The organism is Bradyrhizobium sp. SZCCT0153, assembly GCF_018129995.1.
Taxonomy (GTDB): Bacteria; Pseudomonadota; Alphaproteobacteria; order Rhizobiales; family Xanthobacteraceae; genus Bradyrhizobium; species Bradyrhizobium japonicum_G.
This window is the reverse complement of the sequence record NZ_JAFCKS010000006.1, coordinates 329,336-348,634: the sequence shown is the minus strand read 5'-3', so window position 1 is coordinate 348,634 and position 19,299 is coordinate 329,336. Positions and strand designations below refer to the sequence as shown.

The 19,299-nt window shown below is 62.7% G+C and carries 24 protein-coding genes; 8 read left to right on the top strand and 16 right to left on the bottom strand.

Features of this window, described 5'->3' with window-relative positions; translation table 11 throughout:
• The first annotated feature begins 140 nt into the window (after positions 1–140).
• The gene (locus tag JQ572_RS26190) at positions 141–1,331 is read left to right on the top strand and encodes a PIN domain-containing protein (RefSeq protein WP_211385716.1); all 1,191 of its coding nucleotides are present in this window, start codon (positions 141–143) and stop codon (positions 1,329–1,331) included.
• A gap of 381 nt (positions 1,332–1,712) precedes the next feature.
• Complete coding sequence (locus JQ572_RS26185; protein ID WP_211385715.1) at positions 1,713–2,249, top strand: hypothetical protein; 537 nt, start codon at positions 1,713–1,715, stop codon at positions 2,247–2,249.
• On the opposite strand, the gene JQ572_RS26180 is transcribed toward JQ572_RS26185, so the two are convergent.
• From JQ572_RS26180 to JQ572_RS26120, 13 genes are all read right to left on the bottom strand, one after another.
• Positions 2,246–3,100 carry an Ntn hydrolase family protein gene (locus tag JQ572_RS26180; RefSeq protein WP_211385714.1) on the bottom strand — a complete coding sequence of 285 codons (855 nt, stop codon included), beginning with the start codon at positions 3,098–3,100 and terminating at the stop codon, positions 2,246–2,248. The genes JQ572_RS26185 and JQ572_RS26180 overlap by 4 nt on opposite strands.
• Positions 3,097–3,525, bottom strand: a complete 429-nt coding sequence (locus JQ572_RS26175) for a hypothetical protein (RefSeq protein WP_211385713.1) — start codon at positions 3,523–3,525, stop codon at positions 3,097–3,099. Before JQ572_RS26175 ends, JQ572_RS26180 begins: the two co-directional genes overlap by 4 nt.
• Before the next feature lie 257 nt (positions 3,526–3,782).
• Entirely contained in the window at positions 3,783–4,208 is a 426-nt protein-coding gene (locus JQ572_RS26170; protein WP_211385712.1) for a hypothetical protein, read from the bottom strand.
• Positions 4,201–4,620 carry a hypothetical protein gene (locus JQ572_RS26165; RefSeq protein WP_211385711.1) on the bottom strand — a complete coding sequence of 140 codons (420 nt, stop codon included), beginning with the start codon at positions 4,618–4,620 and terminating at the stop codon, positions 4,201–4,203. Before JQ572_RS26165 ends, JQ572_RS26170 begins: the two co-directional genes overlap by 8 nt.
• Complete coding sequence (locus JQ572_RS26160; protein WP_211385710.1) at positions 4,613–5,041, bottom strand: hypothetical protein; 429 nt, start codon at positions 5,039–5,041, stop codon at positions 4,613–4,615. The genes JQ572_RS26165 and JQ572_RS26160 overlap by 8 nt, the downstream gene beginning before the upstream one ends.
• A 12-nt stretch (positions 5,042–5,053) precedes the next feature.
• Entirely contained in the window at positions 5,054–5,587 is a 534-nt protein-coding gene (locus JQ572_RS26155) for a hypothetical protein (RefSeq protein WP_211385709.1), read from the bottom strand.
• A 12-nt stretch (positions 5,588–5,599) separates the two neighbouring features.
• Positions 5,600–5,929 (bottom strand): hypothetical protein, encoded by a 330-nt coding sequence (locus JQ572_RS26150; RefSeq protein WP_211385708.1) that lies wholly within the window; start codon positions 5,927–5,929, stop codon positions 5,600–5,602.
• Between the two features lie 59 nt (positions 5,930–5,988).
• Positions 5,989–6,210, bottom strand: coding sequence for a hypothetical protein (locus JQ572_RS26145; protein WP_211385707.1), 222 nt, complete (start codon positions 6,208–6,210; stop codon positions 5,989–5,991).
• A 983-nt stretch (positions 6,211–7,193) separates the two neighbouring features.
• Complete coding sequence (locus JQ572_RS26140) at positions 7,194–8,480, bottom strand: AAA family ATPase (RefSeq protein ID WP_211385706.1); 1,287 nt, start codon at positions 8,478–8,480, stop codon at positions 7,194–7,196.
• A complete protein-coding gene (locus tag JQ572_RS26135) occupies positions 8,467–8,958 on the bottom strand; it encodes a hypothetical protein (protein WP_349643110.1) in 492 nt (163 codons plus the stop codon). The genes JQ572_RS26140 and JQ572_RS26135 overlap by 14 nt, the downstream gene beginning before the upstream one ends.
• Entirely contained in the window at positions 8,955–9,326 is a 372-nt protein-coding gene (locus tag JQ572_RS26130; RefSeq protein ID WP_211385705.1) for a transcriptional coactivator p15/PC4 family protein, read from the bottom strand. Before JQ572_RS26130 ends, JQ572_RS26135 begins: the two co-directional genes overlap by 4 nt.
• Entirely contained in the window at positions 9,326–9,535 is a 210-nt protein-coding gene (locus tag JQ572_RS26125) for a DNA-binding protein (RefSeq protein WP_211385704.1), read from the bottom strand. The genes JQ572_RS26130 and JQ572_RS26125 overlap by 1 nt, the downstream gene beginning before the upstream one ends.
• 251 nt (positions 9,536–9,786) lie before the next feature.
• Entirely contained in the window at positions 9,787–11,055 is a 1,269-nt protein-coding gene (locus tag JQ572_RS26120) for a tyrosine-type recombinase/integrase (protein ID WP_211385703.1), read from the bottom strand.
• Positions 11,056–11,352: 297 nt separating this feature from the next.
• Between JQ572_RS26120 and JQ572_RS26115 the strand changes: the two genes are divergently transcribed.
• From JQ572_RS26115 to JQ572_RS26090, 6 genes are all read left to right on the top strand, one after another.
• Positions 11,353–12,012 carry a hypothetical protein gene (locus tag JQ572_RS26115; RefSeq protein ID WP_211385702.1) on the top strand — a complete coding sequence of 220 codons (660 nt, stop codon included), beginning with the start codon at positions 11,353–11,355 and terminating at the stop codon, positions 12,010–12,012.
• 141 nt (positions 12,013–12,153) lie between these two features.
• A complete protein-coding gene (locus tag JQ572_RS26110; protein WP_211385701.1) occupies positions 12,154–12,783 on the top strand; it encodes a PilZ domain-containing protein in 630 nt (209 codons plus the stop codon).
• A gap of 119 nt (positions 12,784–12,902) precedes the next feature.
• Positions 12,903–13,160, top strand: a complete 258-nt coding sequence (locus JQ572_RS26105; RefSeq protein WP_211385818.1) for a hypothetical protein — start codon at positions 12,903–12,905, stop codon at positions 13,158–13,160.
• 588 nt (positions 13,161–13,748) lie between these two features.
• Complete coding sequence (locus JQ572_RS26100) at positions 13,749–14,789, top strand: PrsW family glutamic-type intramembrane protease (protein ID WP_211385700.1); 1,041 nt, start codon at positions 13,749–13,751, stop codon at positions 14,787–14,789.
• Between the two features lie 69 nt (positions 14,790–14,858).
• The gene (locus JQ572_RS26095; RefSeq protein ID WP_211385699.1) at positions 14,859–15,437 is read left to right on the top strand and encodes an HdeD family acid-resistance protein; all 579 of its coding nucleotides are present in this window, start codon (positions 14,859–14,861) and stop codon (positions 15,435–15,437) included.
• A gap of 235 nt (positions 15,438–15,672) precedes the next feature.
• The gene (locus tag JQ572_RS26090; protein ID WP_211385698.1) at positions 15,673–16,758 is read left to right on the top strand and encodes a 3-deoxy-7-phosphoheptulonate synthase; all 1,086 of its coding nucleotides are present in this window, start codon (positions 15,673–15,675) and stop codon (positions 16,756–16,758) included.
• A gap of 49 nt (positions 16,759–16,807) precedes the next feature.
• On the opposite strand, the gene JQ572_RS26085 is transcribed toward JQ572_RS26090, so the two are convergent.
• The 3 genes from JQ572_RS26085 to epmA are packed head-to-tail and all read right to left on the bottom strand — an operon-like array spanning position 16,808 to position 19,260.
• Positions 16,808–17,059, bottom strand: coding sequence for a hypothetical protein (locus JQ572_RS26085; RefSeq protein WP_211385697.1), 252 nt, complete (start codon positions 17,057–17,059; stop codon positions 16,808–16,810).
• A 45-nt stretch (positions 17,060–17,104) separates the two neighbouring features.
• Positions 17,105–18,199: a lysine-2,3-aminomutase-like protein gene (locus JQ572_RS26080; protein ID WP_211385696.1), complete on the bottom strand. Its 1,095-nt coding sequence runs from the start codon at positions 18,197–18,199 to the stop codon at positions 17,105–17,107.
• Positions 18,196–19,260, bottom strand: a complete 1,065-nt coding sequence (epmA, locus tag JQ572_RS26075; RefSeq protein WP_211385695.1) for an EF-P lysine aminoacylase EpmA — start codon at positions 19,258–19,260, stop codon at positions 18,196–18,198. The genes JQ572_RS26080 and epmA overlap by 4 nt, the downstream gene beginning before the upstream one ends.
• Positions 19,261–19,299: the final 39 nt, after the last annotated feature.

Here is a 19,299-nt window from a genome sequence, read left to right as displayed (position 1 = left end):
CTCGATTTTCTGTAAACTGAAAATATGAAGAAATCAATTTCCGTAAACACAAAATCGCGTGGGCGGCCGAAGAAGGCAGGCGGGGTCTATCCGGTCTCAGCGGTTCGACTGGCGCCCGAGGTCGGCGCTGCAGTCGACAAATGGGCAAGCGCGCAGGCCGACGCGCCTTCTCGTTCCGAAGCCATCCGCAGGCTGGTCGAGATCGGTTTGAAATCCAAAAGAAGCTAGACCGCATGACCAACGAAACGGCGCATTTGATCATTGATGCGAATTATCTAATGCACTTTAAGAGGCCGGATCAGGTTGATTGGCCCGACATTTTGAAGAGCAAGTCAGTTGCTTTGCTGATTACTCCCGTGCTTTTGCGTGAGCTGGAAGAGCAGAAAGTCAAGAATCCATCTCGGAAGCTGAGGGAACGGGCGAAACAAGCAATTTCTTGGCTTGCGCCAATGTTTGATTCTCTCAAGCTGGAAGAAATAAGGCCTGGGGTGGTAATGGCATTCATTCGCCATTCCCCACTGATCAAATTCGCCGATCACCGACTGTCTCGCGAAATCAATGACGACGAACTCATAGCGGCAGCCATCGAATATCGGCTCGAACATGGCTGCAACGTCGCCTTGCTTACGGCCGACGCGGGCCTTCGCATCAAGCTGCCCGCCCACGACATCCCTGCGATAGTGCCGCCTGACGAGTTGCTGCTGCCGGAAGAACCGGACGAAGTAGAGAGGGAAAATGCACGGTTGAGAGCGGCGGCGGCGCGCTTCGCAAATCGTCAGCCGGATCTCCGTTTAACCTTCTTCGACGGCAATGCAACGTTAGAGCTGCTTTGCTTGAAGAAGCAGATCGAGCAAGAATTTCCTTACGCTTCGGACTTCATGACTGCTGGATTCCTGTACAATGACTACATCGACAATTTCGAGAAATGGAAAGAGAAGGCGCTGTTGGCAACGCCGTTTGCTATTCGTCTCGAGAATGTCGGAACCGCGATTGCCAAAAATGTCCAAATCGAATTGACAGGCTTTCCAGACTTCATCGAGGTTTTCGAACGAGGAGATCCGCCTGAGTATCCAAGATTAGGAGGAGGTACTTTCCCGCGGCCATTATTTCATGGCTCTGATGGACCTCACTATGAAGACAGCAATGTCGTTTCCTTTCAAGTTCCCGATTTAGTGCACCGGCGCCGGTTCGAATCGGAAATGATGTGGGTTCGATTTCTCGATGCAACCGCGATCAAGAATTTTTCATGCACATACTTCGTCACTTGCGTTGAAAATATTGAGCCGGTCTCGGGTAAGCTACATTTCCTAGTAGGACAGCATTGGGGGTGACCCCGCTCCGCGACCAGAGGATGGTCGCCGACGAAGCCAAGGTCGAAGGTGTCAACCCACCGTTCTACAACCTGAGGAAAACCCGGCTTACGTCAGCGCGGCTGCATTTTCCGAATCGGGCGGCTGTGCTCGCTGTCGCGCGGTGTTCCCAATTGCGAGGCCCGCGTGAGCCAGTTCTTGTCTGTGCTGCTGCTAGCAACTGCATTGACGCTGACCCTCTGCTTCGGGGTGGCGGCCTGGCGCCAGTCGGCGAGCAGAGACGTCGATATCACCGCTACCATTTCACATCGGGAAACCGGCTGGAGGTCGGAACGGAGCAACTGAGCCCTTGCGTTCGCTCTTCGGTTGTTGAACGGTTTGGACCGAACAGAGGCGCGCTGAATGCTTTACGACCTGCTGAAGGATTTTTCTGGCCCAGTCGCTACCGTCATAGCTGCAGGCGCCGCTGGCTTCGTCGCGTATCGCCTAGGCAAATCTCAAGCGGACTCAGCCCGCATTCAGGCCCAGGTCGCAAAGCGAAATTGGAGAACTCAAAACGAACGCGTTGTACTGGAGCTCTTCGAACGCCGAATTGCGATTTTTGAAGGGATCCGAGCGGTTGTGAGCGAGACCCTTAGAACTGGACAGCCGAACGACGAGGTGTACTTCAAGTATGTCGCAGCGATCGATAAGGTCCCGTATTATTTTGGCCCCGAGGTGGAAGAGTATATCGAGAAGGTACGGCTTCTAATTATTGACCTTCAACTCGACGCCTCGACCATTGCAGACGATCGAAATCCCGATCGCAATGATCGGATTAGGGGCCGCACGCGGCGTATGCAGGAACTCTCCGAGTTCTACGCGACTGCCAAAACGCTGTTCGGTCCGTACATTAAAGCTCACCAAAAGGTGGGCGCATGGATGACGGAGCCCACCTAGGCCTTGCACTCGCCGTCCGGACGCGGACTCACGAAATACTTGCTCTCGGGTTTCAAGCTCAACGTTTTCGACGGAAGACCCTGCTTCGGCGGCCCAGACGGTTCAGGAGGTACTGGCGGCTCAGGCGCGTCATCCGCTGCGCCACCGGACTGGATTCCGTCGCGCCACGCGCGCAGCGCATCGGCCGCACTGTCTATAGCTTGCTGATGTTCGGATATTTCATCATCGGGCAATTCTCTCGCGTCGATGTTCCCGCCATCATCGACCTGAAGGGTTGCAATTCTAATCGGACCAGCCACCCCGCCCGGGTTAGTGTTGATTACGTGCTGAACAGTCCAAGCTGCTAGGAAGATCGCCTCGCGCAGCGTTGGTCGACCGTTTTGACAGAAGGTATCTGCTAGAAAGCGAAGGAACGGATCAGCTGACAGTTTGCCGGATCCGAGCGCAGCGTAGTAATGATGCTCGTCGAGTAAGCGGGGCTGCAGCGGGCCTTCAAAAATGCAACATTGGGATTCGCCTCCGTGACCGTAGGCAAGCACGGTATTCACATTTATCGCACCGCCGATTCCGGTAGATTGGAATTGCTGAATTACTGTCGCGCTTAACCACAGTGGATGGTTGATAGCATGGGCCTGCGCCGGAATCTGGGCGTGAGAGGTCTCTGCGATAATCTTAAAGCGAGCACTCTGGCCCTGGTCGCCTGCAAAGGCAAATAGCTGGGGGCCGGCGAGCACGCTGATCTTTCGGCCGTGATGATGACCGACTGCAATACTGCCCATGCTCGGCGTGAGCATGCTGTCGGCAGCGATCACAACGCCATCCGAACAATGGAATGCAACGATGACGGTCATCCCCGAAAGACGCTATTTGCCTTCATGTCGGGGTACTTATTGTAGATCGACGCGACGAGCTGCTGGAAAGACAACTGCCTAACCCAGCGAGCCACGTTCGCAACGTAGTCTCTGGCGGCCGGCGCCAGCGCTTCCAACGCACGACGTCCCTCAGCTTGCCCGGCTTGGGTCAGTCCATAGACCCGATAACGACCCGTGTTCTGCACGAGGGCCAAATCCCGTCGAGCAAGATCGTCCAAGCCGGCATAAACGGACTGATCGAATGGACCATAGTCGTAGGGTACAAACTTGAAATGTGGACCGCCTAACGCTGCAGATGCCTCGCGGTCCAAAAGAAAAAATAGCTTCTGGACTTGGACAGGCGTGTACGTGGCGTTCTCGCCACCTGCCGCGAGGCCCGCTAGCAGAATCTCACTTCTGGTCATCATTGAGCTCCGTGAGAGCGAATCGGGGCATCCTCGCCGCTTCTACGACACAAGATTGCAAGTTAACACGGAATTAACGCCTTGCGCGAGACATTGATCCGCGCCAGCGCGCCCTGTTTCATCTGCGTGACGGAGGGGACTGGCGCAATAGCCCGGGCCAATGGCCCGTCATGCGGCGCCCCCTTCTGCGTCACGGCCTCGATCGGTTCGCGCTCGATCTGCTGCACCGGCTCCGGGGCCGGCCAGCCCCAGCCAGCTTACGGTCTGATGATCTCGATCTGCGCGGGCGAGGCGTCGATCACGGGCGGCCTTGGATCATGACTAATGATCTGGATGACCACGCCTAGCGACGCGGTGCCGGGAGGTGCTGCTGATGCCGCCTCGGGCACGACGCCGATCAGGCCCAGGACGAAGCTCGAGGCGCGGTCGCGGACCATCTCGTTTGGGCTGTCGAGCAGCGCCAGTTTCGTTGCGCCGGCCCGGGCGGCGCCGACGGCGAGCGAGCGCCTGATCTTCTGGCGCAGGTGCTCGGTAATATGTGGCTTGGAGAGCTCGCGGGACAGGTACTCGCGGCTGACCCCGGCCACGGCCGCCGCGTCGGTGATGGTCCTTGCATCGCCCGCCACCATGGCGTCGATGGCGGCCCGGACCTTCGCCGAGATGGGCTTGGGCTTTTCAGACATGGTCGATGACCTTAGCCGGGATTTCGTTGTCATCACGGAGGTCGATGACGTACCCGGCCTTCACCTCGATGTTGAGGTTGACGCTGGGCTGGCTGGCCGGCTGGATCCCGGCCAGCCCCAGGATGAAGGTCGAAGCACGGTCCTGGACCATCGCGTTATCGGAGTCGAGCAACTCGGCCTTGACGGCGCCGGCCCGCGTTGTCGCCACCGCTAGATGACGGCGCACCTTCTGGTTCAAATATTCGGCGATATGCGGCTTGCTCAGCTCGCGGCTGAGGTGTTCGCGGCTCAGCCCAACTTTCGCCGCGGCGGCCGTGATGTTCTTGGTATCGCCGGTCACCATGCTGGCAATCGCCTCACGTACCTTGAGCGAGATCGGCTTGGGCCGATTGGTCGTCGCGAGTTCAGCCACTACACTTGCCTCCTCGACGCTTCATCTGGACCACGCGGAGATGGGCGTGTGATTCCGGAGGCGTCTTGTTTTGGTGGGTTGCGGCGGTCGGCTTTCGTGCAGCGATTTGCTTCGGGGAATTGCTGTTGTTGGCGAAGCGCTGCTGTGCGCGATTGACCGGTTCACGACGAGCGAGCGTCTTCGCAGTGGTGGCTGGATTCTCAATAAGCAGCACCTGCATCCCCAGGACTTCCAATAGCGTTTCAAAGCCTACTGGCCAGATCCTCTTGCTGTGTCCATTTCCGAGGAGCTTGCCGGCATAGCCAGGCGTCAAGCCGCCCAATCGATCAATCTCGATGCGGCTGATTTCCAGCTCCAGTGCCCGCGCGCGGCAGGCCTCGACCAAACCCTGATACCCATCGACTGGGCGCGCAACGCTCATCGAAAGCGATCCTCAAGCGGCCGAGATTTTCCGGCTCGGCTGAAAGCCGGTGGCGACGGCTGACGGCCGTGCGTCGAACTTCTCGGGCCTCACCTCGATCGGCTGGATACCCGATCCACTCAGGCCGTCACTGAGCCGGACGCGACCGTCCTGCCATGGCGACCGCGGCAATCGCGACTTGGAGTGGTTTCTGAAATAGTCGAGCACCTTCTCGGCCGCATAATTGAGCGCGCAAAACGAGGCGTGCGGCCACTCGCGGGTTTCGATGATCTCCCCCTGATTGTGCGGACGGGCCGCATATTGCCAAACGCTGTTGTCCGAGCAGCTTGCAAACGGCGGCTCAAAGCGAAAGCGGCTGTTCGGCGATGGGTAGACGCCGCCCTGAATGGTGACGCGGTAGCGCGGCGTCTCACGATCCCACCCAACCGGCGCGGGCTTCGTGAAACTCCACTCGCGCGGATCCTTCCGCACCTCGCTCGCCGCAGCATTGGCTTCCAATGTACGGCATTCGCCGGTGGGGCTGTAGATCGTGGCAGTGCTGGTCATTTTGCGGTTTCCCTATTCAAACTCGAAAATTGTGAGCGCCGAGCCGCCCGCGCTGGCGATGCCGATCCATGCCGACGGCATCGCGAGCTGTGCGCCGCCGGTGGATGGGCCCGGGACGTCCACGCGGTCGTAAGGCAGGATGGTAATGCAGCCCGGTCCGTTGATCGCCGCAGTGACCGCAGCGCCGTTGCTGCGCGAAGGACCCACGGGGCAGACCGCGACCTTGGCGGTGTCGTTCGGGTTGTGGAAAATCACCCGCTTTCGTGTTGGATTGGCAATCAGGATCGAAGTCGACGAAGTCCCGATGGTCAGCGGATAGGTGTATGGCGGGGTCTGCGCCATCGCTGGGCAGGCTGCGCAGAGCGCTAGGGCGGAAACTAGTCTGCTCAAATTGGCCATCGTCACCTCTCCGCTGAAGGTTCGTAACGCCAAGTCCCAAGCAACACGCGATCGCCTCCTGGGCATGAGCTCGGAACGGTGATGTCGACGAGCTTGCCGTGCTTGTGGCCGCCAGCTGATTTCATTTCCTGTATCGCCAAGCGCATCGCTGTCTCGGCATGGTGCAGCTCAATCGCGCGCGTCTCGCTCGCCGGCAGATCCAGATCAATCACGATCTTCGCCATGGTCAGGACCGCATCTGACGAGGGTCTATGCGGCCCGGGCTCGAGGCTTTGCGAACCGCCTCGGCAGCCAGTTCGTTCGAGGCCTTGGGAGGCGTTGCGCTTGCCGGCTCATGGTGCGGTCCGGGCTGCGGACACGCAAACTTCATGATCGGCCGAGACTTCGGTGCCGGCGGGTCGGGATGGCGGGTGACTTTCATCGACTCACCAGACGATTTCGGCATGGTGCGCTCCTGAGTTCGCGGTCGGCATTTCAGGCGGAATAAAAAATCGGCTTGGCGTCGGGTGATTGAGAACGAAAGCGAGAGTGGCGAAGACCACTGCTATTCGGCGGACGCAGATTTTCCCTGCCACCGCCCCGCCGGCGGGGCCTGCAATAGCGAGGGCAGGCGGTGGCATGGCGCACAGTCGCCAGCGCTCCAACTGATCGGTCCAGAGCTGAAGATGTGGTTAGCATCGCGCGCGAAAACCCTTCCGACGAGGCCGCTTATTGGCCAGATGTTGGACCTGATTTGCTCGTCGATTGCAAATAGGCCTGCAATTTACGTCTTTATGCGTCCAAGCGCGTCCATGCTCTCCACCTTGTGTCGGTGGCGATCGTGCTCACTCGACGTTTCGACGGCGCCAGGCCGGTGTCCAATGACGCGAGCACACACCCTGCCCCGTCGCGACGGTTTGCAGCCGCGGCCCTGCAAACTTCTGCATTGCCTCTTGCGGGCTCACGACACCTGCCACACCCCTTTTCGTGACCTGCTTGGCATGCTGTCCAGCGTGCGCCTCCAAGCGTCGCCGAAGGCAGAGCGCCGGTGGCGCAGAGCGGGTTGCTGGGGGATGCGCGCGAGGCCTGCCGCGCCATCAGTGCGCCACAGCGCAGTGTGGCAATGGCGCGCGGTTTTGCGCCAGCCCTAGCCCTAGGGAAATTCCAATGGTGGAGCAGATGAGTTTGCTCCATTGATGCTCCATTGAAAACGGGGTGATGGCGCATGTTATGACGGGCGCTTTCCGTGACACACGCGAAGGCCCTTGCGAGGCTTGCGTTCGACGGCGTCGTCGTACTCCTCGGCGTAGATCACACCGTTCTTCGTCCAGGTGCTCAAAATGGCTCTGCACTGGCCCTCCGTGCGGTCCGGACAATGCTTCTGCACCACCGGCCACGCTGAGCGGTCGCCGGCCCTGGGGGCGGTGGAATAGCGCTGGCCGTTCGGCAGGCCGGCCTCAATCTCGTCCAGGGCGGCGTTGAGCTGGGCGGCGCTGATGCCGTCCCACGTCTTCGGCGGGTGCCATGGGATCACGGTCTGCACCTCGTCACCCTGTGGATAGTCCGGGGTGCCGTTCTCGAGCCGGACACCGACCAGCTTGAACCATGTGGCCTCGCCCGACGGCGGCGCGATGTTCACCTTGGAGCTGTCCAGGCGGACGAACAGGCGGCGCTCCTCGGCTGCGATGCCGAACGTCTCGCCCTCCTGATCACTCATCCGGGTCAGCGTGTACATCAGCCGCCCCGCGTCTCGGGCGGCGCTGGCGCCACGGCCGGCGTCGGCATCGCCGGCGGTCTGCAGCCCCTTCTTCGTGTGGTGGGGAACGTCGACCGCGATGTTCAGGTCGATGGCCAGTTTCACGAGGATCTCGCTGACGAAGTTCATGGCGCTGTTGCTGTTCTCGTCCATGCCGTGGAGTTTAACGAACGGGTCGAGCCCCACGAGGTCGATCTGCCGCTCAGAGATAACCTGGCGCAGCATGGCCTCGAGCGGACCGCGGACCATCCCGCCCTCCTTCATGTCGGCGAGCCTGATGCCCTTCGGAGTGGCGCAGAAAAGCCAGCCCTTCAGGTCGTCGGGCGATATGCCGTGATGAATGCGCGCGGCGGCCAGCCGGCGGCGAAGCTCGTTGTCGTCGTCCTCCATGCTGAGCAGCAACACCCGGCAGCGCTTGAATACGTGCTGCCCGGTCAGCGGCCGGCCGGTGGCCAGCGCGAGGTACTGGAGCGTCCGCAGGGCCGTCTTGCCGGTGGCGCCGGGCGCCAGCAGGCCGGACAGAAAGCGACGGCAGAACTGGTTGCCGAGCAGCCATTCCCGCGGCAGCGGCATATCGGTGAAGTCCCCAGCGTCCCACTCACCGAGAACTGCGGCCCGCGGCTGCTGGATGTCGAGCACCGGTTCACCCTCGGCGGCGTCGGGATAGGACTCGTGCGGGGGGGCATCGTCTGGCGGCGGCTCGCCCTGCGTAAAACCTGCATCAGCGTAGGCCTGCCTAACCTGTTCAGGCGAGAGCATGCTTTGCCTCGTACAATCTCATGAGATGCGGCGCGTCGGCCGGGTGAGACGCCAGCCATGTGGCGAGATACGCAGGATCTCCGAGCCGGACGACGTAGGCAAAAGCGTCGATGGTGCTGTCTGCAGGCTTGTAGGCGCGGACCTGCTTCGGCTCGGCCTGGGGCGCTGGCTGCATTTCGCCAGTCCATCGCCAGCGATCGCGCGGGTCGTCGAGCTCCCACTGGCGCACCAGCTGCGCGGCATAGTCCGACGGCAGCTCGGGCAACGGCATGAACGCTTCGCTCATGCAACGCTGCACCTCGTCCTGGCCGTGCTCGTCGACGAGCCCCCAACGCTCGGCCAGCGCCTGCAGATTGTCCGCGGCGAACTGGAGCGAGATCCAGCCCTCGGCATGATACCACGCATGATCGGCGCAGCACTCGACGAAGTCGTCGAGATCCCCGAGCGCGGGGGCCGGACATCGGAGCGGCGCGTTCACGACGCCACCTCGATCAAGTCGAGCTCGAGCGCCTTGGTGTAGGCCTTCTCGATGGCCTTCAGCAGATCGGGGAGCTTCTCGATGCTGAGCGCAACCCCACGCATGGTCGGCTGGCTGCGGCCCGCGCCGGTGACGAAGAACTGCCGCACGTCGACGATGGCGCGTCCTTCGAACCGCTTGAGGCAGATGCGGATATGGTTGCTCCGTTGGCGCCCCTTCCAAAATTGGGCCACCACGATTTCCTCGGCGAGAGGATCGCCGGCGTGCGTTGCGAAGGCTGGATCGACCGCGATATCGAGGTGTCTGCCGAGACTACCTTCCGAGATCGCCTGCCGAGGCCGCCTGGTGTTGAACCGGGCGGCCTTCATTATGCGGCACTCGGCTTCATCGCCGGCAGAGCGGCCAACCAAGCAGTTTCGTCCTCGATCGTGATCAGCGTGGCGCTGCCGACCTTCCGCGCGTTGAGACGGCCTTCCTTCATCTCGACGTAGACCTGAGCCCGCGAGATCGAATTGCGCGCGGCAAACTCGTCGACGCGAAAGGAACGCTTCAGGCCGGCGTGAACGGTGGTGTCCATATTTTCCATCCAAGGTGACTTGTTTGTCCTTGGACGAGCATGGACCAGTCAGACGAAGCGGCAACGCACTCGCGCAGTAAATCAAAGAAGTGGGCCAATGACAGGCACTTCTTGAATTTCGGTTCGAAAACAGATGATCGCGGAGTTACCGGAAACGTCGCCTTTTATAGGCTCTATCGTGCGAGCTAGCCGGGCAAGATGGGTCAGCCAGCCGGGCTGGCACAGATCAGAAAGGCCTTATTTCGTAAGGTTCATAGTGATCGGACGTTGCTGTCGTCTACCTGCGTAAACCGAGGCGCCCCTGCCCTGATCGCATCCGCCACATAGCTGGGCGCCAGATGCCCGTAGTGCTTTTCCACCATCCTGGTGTCGCCATGGCCCATGTTCTTGGCCACCACCATCAACGGCACCGCGTTCATGACGGCATGGGAAGCCCAGGTGTGACGCAATCCGTGGAAGCCCATCGGCGGCTCGATCTTCGCCCGCTCGCAAGCCTCGCGCATGGGGGCCTTCTGGTGATCCTTCTTCCAGGGTTCACCGTTGTCCTTGAGGAACAGGAAGGCGGTGCCTGCCCGGCCGGCGGTGATCGATCGGAAAAACGCGACGCCGTCCTCGGTCAGGTGGATATGGCGTGACTTGCTCGACTTCGATTTCCGGATCGAGACCGTTCCCGAGTTGTGGCTGAAGTCGACAACCTTGAGCCGGGTCAGCTCACCATACCGGGCCCCCGTCTCAAGGGCGCCGCGCGCGAGCCGACGGAAGTCTTGGTCGGAGGTATTGAGCAGCCGAGTCGCTTCGGCGAGCTCGAGATACCGCACGCGCGCGGCATCAACGCCCTTGAATGGCTCCACGGCCCGCCAGGCTGTGTCGGTCGACACCTTCCTGTCATGCCATACCCTGTTCAGCGCGCCCTTGAGCACCGTTAAAATGCGGTTGGCGGACGACTTGCGCCGGCGTTGGTGTTCCTCGGGGTCGGCGATCTCCTTGAACCGTTGCTCCTCGCCCTTGTTCACGCGGATGCGCGCGCCAGCCTTGGCAAGGTCATGGTGCCAGCTCTCGATCTGGTCCTTGGTCAGGTCCTCGACTTCGGTCTCGCCAAGCACCGGCAGGATGAACGCGTCGGCAGCATACCGGCTGAAATCGGCCGACTTCCGTTTAGCCTCCAGGAACTCGATGTAGGCGTCGACGGCTGCCTTGACGGTGAGCGGACCTGCCTTGCCGGCCGCCTTGTTGGCGCGCTCCACCATGAGCTCCCGCGCCTTCCCCTGCGCCTGTGAGAAGCTCAGGATCTTGACGCCGTCGGCGTCGGAGAGATCGTCGGCAGGGCCGATCGTCTCGACCTCGTATCTCTGATCGCCCACGTAGCTGCGCACCACCCAGTTGCCGGCACCGGTCTTGAGCCGCCTGTAGCCGAGGTGAACGCCCTCCTCCATCACTCGGTAATAGGGCTTGCCGCGGGCCAGGAGCCGCCGGCGGGCTTCTCTCTTTTCGAGGTTTGCATCGCGGACTGTGCGGGCCATCATCGCCACCTTGGCAAGGTTGAAAACGCGTCGTGTCCAACACTTGTCCAATATCCATGGCTGGACGTCAATGGACTGGGGTGGTCCTATGTAGCAGTATCTGTTGATTAAATTCGGCTATTTGGATGGAGATGGATGCCCATGGACCCGTTCTCATCTCTTTCACGGTGGAGAGAGCGGTTCGATTCCGCTAGGGAGCGCCATCCGCGACAACTCGCGGGCGGAATTCCGCGCCCCCGCATGAACCTCCCCGCCCCTGACCGCCGACCAATGCCTGACGCAACCGGTGCAGGCCCCATGGCGCAGCTCAAACCCCCTTCGGGCGGTCCGTCCGGCACAGCCGCGCCGGCGCCGCCGCAATGGATGCACCGCACGACGCCATCTGCGCCGGAGCGCCGTGCCGGAATGCTGGCGCACATGGCGCGCGCCAGGTCGGTCCCGCAGCCCCAGGCCGCAACCGTGCCCGAGCCATTGCGCAAGAACGGCAAGGACATTCTCGGCGATGCCTTCGGTTACATGGTTCTGTTCGGCATCATCGCCCTGCTCGTCCAGTCGCGCATTCCGCTCTATCTCGGCGCGTTTCTGTTCCTGACCGACGGCGCGCGCATCGAAGCCGCGCTCGCGACGATCGGTATCCGGTTCGAGCCCGATACGATCGGCCCCGACATCGTCAAGGGCTTCGTATCGCTGTTCGGATGGTTCGCGCTGCTGGCGTCGTCGAGAAACGCCGTCCCCGCCTGGCTCGCGGCATGGATGCCGCCGGACACATCCTGGTCCACCATTGCCGGCATCGCCGTCGTGTTCGCCGTCGTCGAAGCATTCGCGGCGCTCGCGATGCGGCACGCATTGCCGTGGTTCGGATTCCGGATCAGATCCGGCAGCCTGACCGCGACGGCGATCAAGCTCCTGATGGCCGTCGGCCTGTTGGCCCTGCTGGTGCTGCTCGGCTCCCTCTGAGCGGCGCGCATTGACGATGTCGTGAGACGCCGCGCCCGTTAACCGGAAATTTACCCCTGCTCCTGAGCGCCGGTATCATTTGCTTAGAATATGATCCCTACCGTGGAATTACGGAAACACTCCGCAACACGATTGGCGCCCATGTCCGTCGCAGAGTTCCTCAGGCAGCGTGCCGTGCAAGTCACCGTGAGCGGGAGCTACTCGCTGCCACGGTGGTACGATTGCGAGGGCAAGCTCCGCACCTTCGCCTGCCGCACCAGCCGCGTCTCCCCGTTCCGGATGATGGTCGACGTGCCCGTGGTCGGAAAGGTCGGCGAACGCGTGACCTCCTACTTCCAGGATTTCGGCGAATTCCAGTGCACCATCAGCGCGACGCTGAAATCGGGCTTCCTGATGGAGCTCGACATGACGCGGGCGAGGCGCGCCTGGATGTCGGAAAAGCTGACCTGGCTCGAGAAGAAGCAGAAGGACGACAGCATCCAGGAGCTGCGCAATGACGCTCGGTTCGTACCCCAGGTCGCGCAAACCTTCCTGACGCTCGCCGACGGCAGCAGCCATGCCTGCTTCATCATCGACGTCTCCACGGCCGGCGTCGCGGTCTCCTGCGAATACGACCCGCCGGTCGGAACCCCGCTTGCGGTCGGCGCCTGCGTCGGGCGCGTCATTCGCAAATTCGACAACGGTTTTGCAGTCAATTTCGCCGAGAAGCAGCAGCGGGACGACCTCGTGCGGCTGGTCGTGCGGACGCCCTTGCTGCTGCGATCGGCCTGATCCTCAGCCTCGCCGCCCTATCGCGGCCCCATTCCGGGATCAGTTTTTCAGGGGGCCGCGCCTCGTGCCGGACGTCATTTGCAGACCTGCGATCGGGGGACCGAATGGCAGTCGACAAGATCACGGTTGATAAGATCAGGGTTGATAAGATCACCTGGGACAGGGTCGGCCGGGTCACCGAGCCCGGACGCTACATGTACACGTTCGGCTGGCTCACCATCACCGCCGGCGATCTCGAGATCTGGAAGCAATACCCGCAAGCCGCGTTCACGCTGATGGCGCAACATTCCGAGCCGGACGAATCCATCGGCGAGGAATTCCATCTCGGCGCCTTCGACGTCGCGCCCGACGCACCGCCGCCGTTCACCACGCACTGAAAGCAGTCAAAGGCGGCGGCCTTCGGATCGGGAGCCGCTGCGCATGGTGCGGGTCGCCGCGGGAACGCATGGCATGGGCGTTGCTTTATCTCTGCCATGATACACATTCCAGCCGTCGACCAGGCCTTCCTGCTGCTGCTGATCGTCCTCTGCCTGGGGACGTGCCTCGTACGCGCCTTCTGGGAGCTTGAGCAGGTACGGTCCCGCCGGATCGCGTCATCGCCCCGCGGACGCGCGACGAAGCGAGACTAATTCAGGCCGGTCCGCCCGGCCACGCGCGGTGCGGAGAGAGGAAGTCCCGGCTCTGGACTTGCCGCAGGGACCCATGCATCTTGAATCGAAGAAACCTGCGCATTTGCTTGATCCGCCTCAACAATCACGATGTGACATCCGGCGCGCGACCCGTTGCCATGGATGACGAACAGGGTTTGTCATGCAATTGATTGCGTTCGGTATTCCACGCCTCGCCGGCGACGCATATGAACGCAGGCTGTCACGCCTGTTAAGCGAGACGACAGCGAGCGCATGACACATGGTCGCATCGGGAAACGTAGATAAGCAGATCAAGGGAACCTATTTTCGGCGCCGATGTACCTGATTGAAGCGTTGCCCACCGTCATCGGAACGGCCGCCATCGCCCCGGCGCTGCTGATGCTGTGGCTTGTCATTGCCGCCGAGGAGCGCCCGGGGCCGCCGGCCCAGGTCTGGACTGCCTTCCTGCTGGGCGCGGCCAGCATTTCGCTGCTGGGTCTCGCCCGCGCCCCCTTCGCCAAGATGGTTGCAGCCCCCGACGATCCATGGGCGGCGCTGGCCATGCATTCGATCTTCGGGGTCGCGCTGCCGGAGGAAGCGGTCAAGGTGATCGCCATCGTGCTGGTCGCCTCGACCAAGCGGCGGACCTTTGCCAATCCGATGGACACCGTGGTCTATGGCGCCGCCGTCGGCCTCGGCTTCGCCGCCTACGAGAACCTCGCCTATCTGGTGCAGCATGCCGAAATGTGGCGTTCGCTGGCCGCCTTGCGCAGCGTGCTGACCGTGCCATTCCACGGCGCGCTCGGCATCATCGCCGGCGCTTATCTGACGATCGCACGGGCCGGCACGGCGCTGGGCGCGAACCGTCATCATCGCGACTGGGCCCGCCTGTCCAGCCGGCTGCTGATCTTCGCAGGCCCGCTCGCGCTGCATTCGGCCTTCGACTTCCCTCTGCTCACCCTGCAGCGGATGCCCGACCTCGATCCCAGCTTGCGGATGTGGCTGGGCGGCGCGAGCCTGCTGATCGGCTTCAGCTCGATCGCCTTCGCCATCCGTCTGGTGCGGCGCGTTGCCCGCCATCACGCGCCCCGGACCGATGTCGCGCGGGAGCGGCTCAGCCAATTGCGCCGGATGTGGGCACTGCTGCTCGCCGGCGGCGGCGTCGGTTTTCTCGGACTCGCCTTCGTGCTGACCTCGATTCATCATTGGCTGATCAACCCCGAGCGCAACCTGACGCTGGCCCTGATCCCGATCGGCTTGGTCTCGATCCTGCTCGGCCTCGCCCTTCTGATCGTCACGATTGCGATCTATATTCTCGGCCGTAACCGCGTTCGCACCAGCGGCGAAGGTTTTTCGTCAGCGCACGGCGGCGGTTGAGCCGCGGGATGGCAAGCGTGCCGCGCACGCACTAGATTGAGCACACGCCATTCGAACTGGAGCTTAGCGATGACATCGCCCGAGGATCTTTCACGGCTGCAATCCGCCATGAGTCAAACGGTGAAAGCGCATTGGAAAGCCTTCCTGTTCGAAGGTATCCTGCTTGTCGTGCTCGGCGTTGCCGCACTGATCCTGCCGCCGCTCGCAAGTCTCGCCATCGCGATCTTCCTCGGCTGGATGTTCCTGATCAGCGGCATCGGCGGATTGATCGTCACCTATTGGGCGCGCAGCACGCCGGGCTTCTGGTGGTCGCTGATCTCGGCCGCGCTGGCCGTGCTCGCCGGCATGCTGCTGCTGGCGCGGCCGATGCAGGCCGTGCTGACCCTGACCATCGTGCTCGGCGCCTACTTCCTCGCCGAGGGCGTCACGACCATCATGTATGCGCTGGAGCACCGCCGCGAGCTGAGCGGCCGCTGGTCATGGCTGCTGATCTCTGGCCTCGTCGACATCGCGATCTCGTTCATGGTGATCACGGGCCTGCCGAGCTCGGCGGAATGGGCGATCGGCGTCCTCGTCGGTATCAACCTGCTGTTCGGCGGCGCCACGCTGATCGGCATGGCGCTGGCGGCACGCAACAGCAACACCTGAGGGGCCTTGCGGCGCCGTTCGCGTATTGGGGGGTGACAACCCGCCAATGGCGCGCTATATGGCGTTGCATGATCACCCTCGTCACCAGCTATTTTTGGTACTTTAGCTACGACAGCTCGCTGGCGGCAGGAGGATCGCGCTCAATCTGAAACATTGCAGCAAACGTCCGAACAAGCCGCCAGACCTGGCGGCTTTTTTATTGGCCGGCAGGTTCTCACAAAGACAGGAGCCCGCCGTGCTGAGCACGACCGACGATCTTCGTATCCGCGAACTGAAAGAGCTGAGCACGCCGGATGAGGTGATGCGGGAAGTCCCGCGCACACTCACCGCGACGCGCGTGGTGATGGCGGCGCGCAACGCCATCCACGCCATCCTCAACGGCCAGGACGACCGGCTTCTGGTCGTCGTCGGTCCCTGCTCGGTGCATGATCCCAAGGCCGCGCTCGAATATGCCGAGCGCCTCGCGAGCTTGCGCGAAGAGCTCGCCGACCAGCTCGAGATCGTGATGCGGGTTTATTTCGAGAAGCCGCGCACCACGGTCGGCTGGAAGGGCCTGATCAACGACCCCGATCTCGACGGCAGCTTCGACATCAACAAGGGCCTGCGGCTGGCGCGCAACGTGCTTTCGGCGGTCAACAATCTCGGCCTGCCCGCCGGCACCGAGTTCCTCGACATGACCACGCCGCAATACATCGCCGACCTCGTGTCCTGGGCCGCGATCGGCGCGCGCACGACCGAGAGCCAGATCCATCGCGAACTGGCCTCGGGGCTGTCCTGCCCGGTCGGCTTCAAGAACGGCACCGACGGCAATGTGCGGATTGCGGCGGACGCGGTGAAGTCGGCCTCGCATCCGCATCATTTCATGGCGGTGACCAAGCTGGGACGCTCGGCGATCGCCTCGACCGCGGGCAACGAGGATTGCCACATCATCCTGCGCGGCGGCGGCCAGCCGAACTATGACGCGGCAAGCGTCGCGGCAGCCTGCAACGAGCTGGCGAAAGCCGGTGTCGCGCCGCTGGTGATGGTGGATGCGAGCCACGCCAATTCGAGCAAGAAGCCGGAAAACCAGCCGCTTGTGACGGCCGACATCGCCGGGCAGATCGCCGGCGGCGAGAACCGCATCATGGGCGTGATGATCGAGAGCAATCTCGTCGCCGGCCGCCAGGACGTCGTGCCGGGCAAGCCGCTCACCTACGGCCAGAGCATCACGGACGGATGCATCGACTGGGCGACAACGGCAACCGTGCTCGAGCAACTCGCCGACGCGGTCGAGGTCCGGCGCAACGCGCAGCGCGCGGGGCTGCACGAGCGCACGGCGTAAGCCTGCTAGACGCGGGCGGGGCGAGCTGTCGCGCCCTGCCCGCTGGTGTCTAGCAGCCGCGGCAGATGCTCTTGATCTTCTTGTCGAGCGCCTGGTTTTCCTTGCTGAGGGGATCGTTGGGGTCGCTCAGGTTCTTCTCACTTGGCACGTCGCCGGCCCGCGGCTGACGATGTCCGACCGGTGCAGGCGGCGGTGAACCTGCCGACTGTCCCGACGTGTTCGATCCCTTGCTGCCGGTCTGCGCGAAGCCCGCGCCGCCGAACACCACCACGAGCGACAGTGCCAGGATGATGCTTCTCATTTTGCTCCTCCATTCCTCAAACCGGCGTCCTTCCAATCCAACCGCTCAGGTCTCGGGCGGATAGAGATGAACGTCGCCGCAATAATCCACGATACGATAGCGCGTTTCCGATGCCGCATCACCCGCATCAAGTGCGGTATTTTGCACCGGCAACACGTAATTCGGCCCGACCGGCGATTTGCCGGCCCCGCCGGGAATGTCGATGACATAGTCGGGCTGACACAGTCCTGACACCCGTCCGCGCAGCTGCCGCATCAAGTCCTGCCCCTCGGCGAGCGTCGTTCGCAGATGCGCAGTGCCCGGCGCAAGATCGCCATGATGCAGATAATAGGGCTTGATCCGGGATTCGACGAAAGCTCGCATCAAATCCGACAAGGCGGCGACGCTGTCATTGACGCCGCGCAAAAGCACGGACTGGCTCACCATGGGAATTCCGGCGTCGACCAGCCGCGCGCACGCGGCGCGCGCTGGCCCCGTCAGCTCGCGCGCATGGTTGGCATGCAGCGCCACCCAGGTGGTCGCACCCTCGACCTTCAATGCCGCGACCATTTCGTCGCTGATGCGCGCGGGATCGGCCACAGGTACGCGGGTGTGAAGGCGGATGATCTTGACATGATCGATCGCGGCAAGATCGGCCATGATCTCGCTCATCCTCCGCGGCGACAGCATCAAGGGGTCGCCGCCGGTCAGGATCACCTCCCAGATCTCGCTGTGCGCGCGGATGTAGTCGATCGCGGCGCGATAGGCGCTGTCCGAGAGCGCATTCTCCTTGCCGGGTCCGACCATCTCGCGGCGGAAGCAGAAGCGGCAATAGACTGCGCAGACATGAACGAGCTTGAACAGAACGCGGTCGGGATAGCGATGCACGATGCCGGGAACGGGCGAGTACGGACGATCGCCGATCGGATCGGCGTTCTCGCCGGCCTGCATCTCCAGCTCCGCGGCCGTCGGAACGAACTGCCGCGCGATGGGATCGTCGGGATCGGACGTATCGATCAAATCGGCCAGCGCCGGCGTGATCGCCACCGCATAGCGCGCGGCAACGCGCTCGAGTGCCGGCAGCGCCGTGGCGGGCGCCAGTTGCGCGGCTACGAGTTCGGCCGGCTCGCGCAAGGTGCGTGCAAGATTGGTCTTCGTCATGTCTCACTTAACGTTTCATTTGAAGGCGGCGTCCAGACCACCTGATCAATTCGCGATGCGCCGCTCGCCAGCATCACCAGCCGGTCGAAGCCGAGCGCGACTCCGCTTGCGTCCGGCATTGCCGCGACCGCGGCAAGAAAGTCCTCGTCCAGCGGATAGGCTTCGCCGTAGCGACGCTGCTTCTCCGCCATGGATTCGGTGAAGCGCTTGCGCTGCTCCTCGGCGTCGGTCAGCTCGCCAAAGCCGTTGGCGAGCTCGACGCCGCAGGCATAGATCTCAAACCGCTCGGCAACGCGGGGATCGCCGGCCTTCACCCGCGCCAGCGCCGCCTCCGGAGATGGGTATTCGAACAGGATAGTCAAACGGCCCTGCCCCAGATGCGGCTCGACATGCTCGACCAGGACCTTGCTGAAAATGTCCGACCAGGTGTCGTCCGCGGCCACGCGGACCTTGCCGGCGGCCGCCTGGGCAAGCGCGGTGCGGTCGCCCTCGCCGCCGGAAATCGTCGCAAGCAGGTCGATCCCGGCGAACTGCTCGAAGGCGCCTGCGACAGTCACAAGCTCCGGCTCGGCGAAGGGATCGGCCGTCCGGCCGCGGAAATCGAAGGTGCCGATGCCGGTCGCCTGCGCGGCACGGGCGATGACGACGACGCAGTCGGCCATGATGGCGTCATAGGGGGCGCCGGCCCGGTACCATTCCAGCATGGTGAACTCGGGCAGGTGCAGGTCGCCGCGCTCACGGTCGCGGAACACCCGGGCAAACTCGAAAATCCGCTCCTCCCCGGCTGCCAGCAGCTTCTTGCAGGCAAATTCGGGCGAGGTCCTCAAATAGCGGCGGGCGCGACTGCCATCGGGCCGCATGATCTCCGTCCGGGGGGCGTGCAGGTGGGTCTCGTTGCCCGGAGAGACCTGGAGGACGGAGGTTTCGACCTCGATGAAGCCCTGCTCAGCGAAAAAGCCCCGTAGAGCCCCGGTAATGGCCCCTCGTGCCTGCAGAAAAGGCCGCCGGTCGAGGTGGCGCCCGGGCGACCAGAATGGCGAGATCGGCTTGTCCCCAGCCATTAACCGACCTCTCCGTGGGACAGCAAAGTGCTGGCTTCC

Bases quoted from the DNA above. Each gene is read 5' to 3' on its own strand.
- JQ572_RS26190 (WP_211385716.1), top strand. From the start codon at position 141: ATGGGCAAGCGCGCAGGCCGACGCGCCTTCTCGTTCCGAAGCCATCCG.
- JQ572_RS26185 (WP_211385715.1), top strand. From the start codon at position 1,713: ATGCTTTACGACCTGCTGAAGGATTTTTCTGGCCCAGTCGCTACCGTC.
- JQ572_RS26180 (WP_211385714.1), bottom strand. From the start codon at position 3,100: ATGACCGTCATCGTTGCATTCCATTGTTCGGATGGCGTTGTGATCGCT.
- JQ572_RS26175 (WP_211385713.1), bottom strand. From the start codon at position 3,525: ATGACCAGAAGTGAGATTCTGCTAGCGGGCCTCGCGGCAGGTGGCGAG.
- JQ572_RS26170 (WP_211385712.1), bottom strand. From the start codon at position 4,208: ATGTCTGAAAAGCCCAAGCCCATCTCGGCGAAGGTCCGGGCCGCCATC.
- JQ572_RS26160 (WP_211385710.1), bottom strand. From the start codon at position 5,041: ATGAGCGTTGCGCGCCCAGTCGATGGGTATCAGGGTTTGGTCGAGGCC.
- JQ572_RS26155 (WP_211385709.1), bottom strand. From the start codon at position 5,587: ATGACCAGCACTGCCACGATCTACAGCCCCACCGGCGAATGCCGTACA.
- JQ572_RS26150 (WP_211385708.1), bottom strand. From the start codon at position 5,929: ATGGCGCAGACCCCGCCATACACCTATCCGCTGACCATCGGGACTTCG.
- JQ572_RS26145 (WP_211385707.1), bottom strand. From the start codon at position 6,210: ATGGCGAAGATCGTGATTGATCTGGATCTGCCGGCGAGCGAGACGCGC.
- JQ572_RS26140 (WP_211385706.1), bottom strand. From the start codon at position 8,480: ATGCTCTCGCCTGAACAGGTTAGGCAGGCCTACGCTGATGCAGGTTTT.
- JQ572_RS26130 (WP_211385705.1), bottom strand. From the start codon at position 9,326: ATGAAGGCCGCCCGGTTCAACACCAGGCGGCCTCGGCAGGCGATCTCG.
- JQ572_RS26125 (WP_211385704.1), bottom strand. From the start codon at position 9,535: ATGGACACCACCGTTCACGCCGGCCTGAAGCGTTCCTTTCGCGTCGAC.
- JQ572_RS26120 (WP_211385703.1), bottom strand. From the start codon at position 11,055: ATGGCCCGCACAGTCCGCGATGCAAACCTCGAAAAGAGAGAAGCCCGC.
- JQ572_RS26115 (WP_211385702.1), top strand. From the start codon at position 11,353: ATGGCGCAGCTCAAACCCCCTTCGGGCGGTCCGTCCGGCACAGCCGCG.
- JQ572_RS26110 (WP_211385701.1), top strand. From the start codon at position 12,154: ATGTCCGTCGCAGAGTTCCTCAGGCAGCGTGCCGTGCAAGTCACCGTG.
- JQ572_RS26100 (WP_211385700.1), top strand. From the start codon at position 13,749: ATGTACCTGATTGAAGCGTTGCCCACCGTCATCGGAACGGCCGCCATC.
- JQ572_RS26095 (WP_211385699.1), top strand. From the start codon at position 14,859: ATGACATCGCCCGAGGATCTTTCACGGCTGCAATCCGCCATGAGTCAA.
- JQ572_RS26085 (WP_211385697.1), bottom strand. From the start codon at position 17,059: ATGAGAAGCATCATCCTGGCACTGTCGCTCGTGGTGGTGTTCGGCGGC.
- JQ572_RS26080 (WP_211385696.1), bottom strand. From the start codon at position 18,199: ATGACGAAGACCAATCTTGCACGCACCTTGCGCGAGCCGGCCGAACTC.
- epmA (WP_211385695.1), bottom strand. From the start codon at position 19,260: ATGGCTGGGGACAAGCCGATCTCGCCATTCTGGTCGCCCGGGCGCCAC.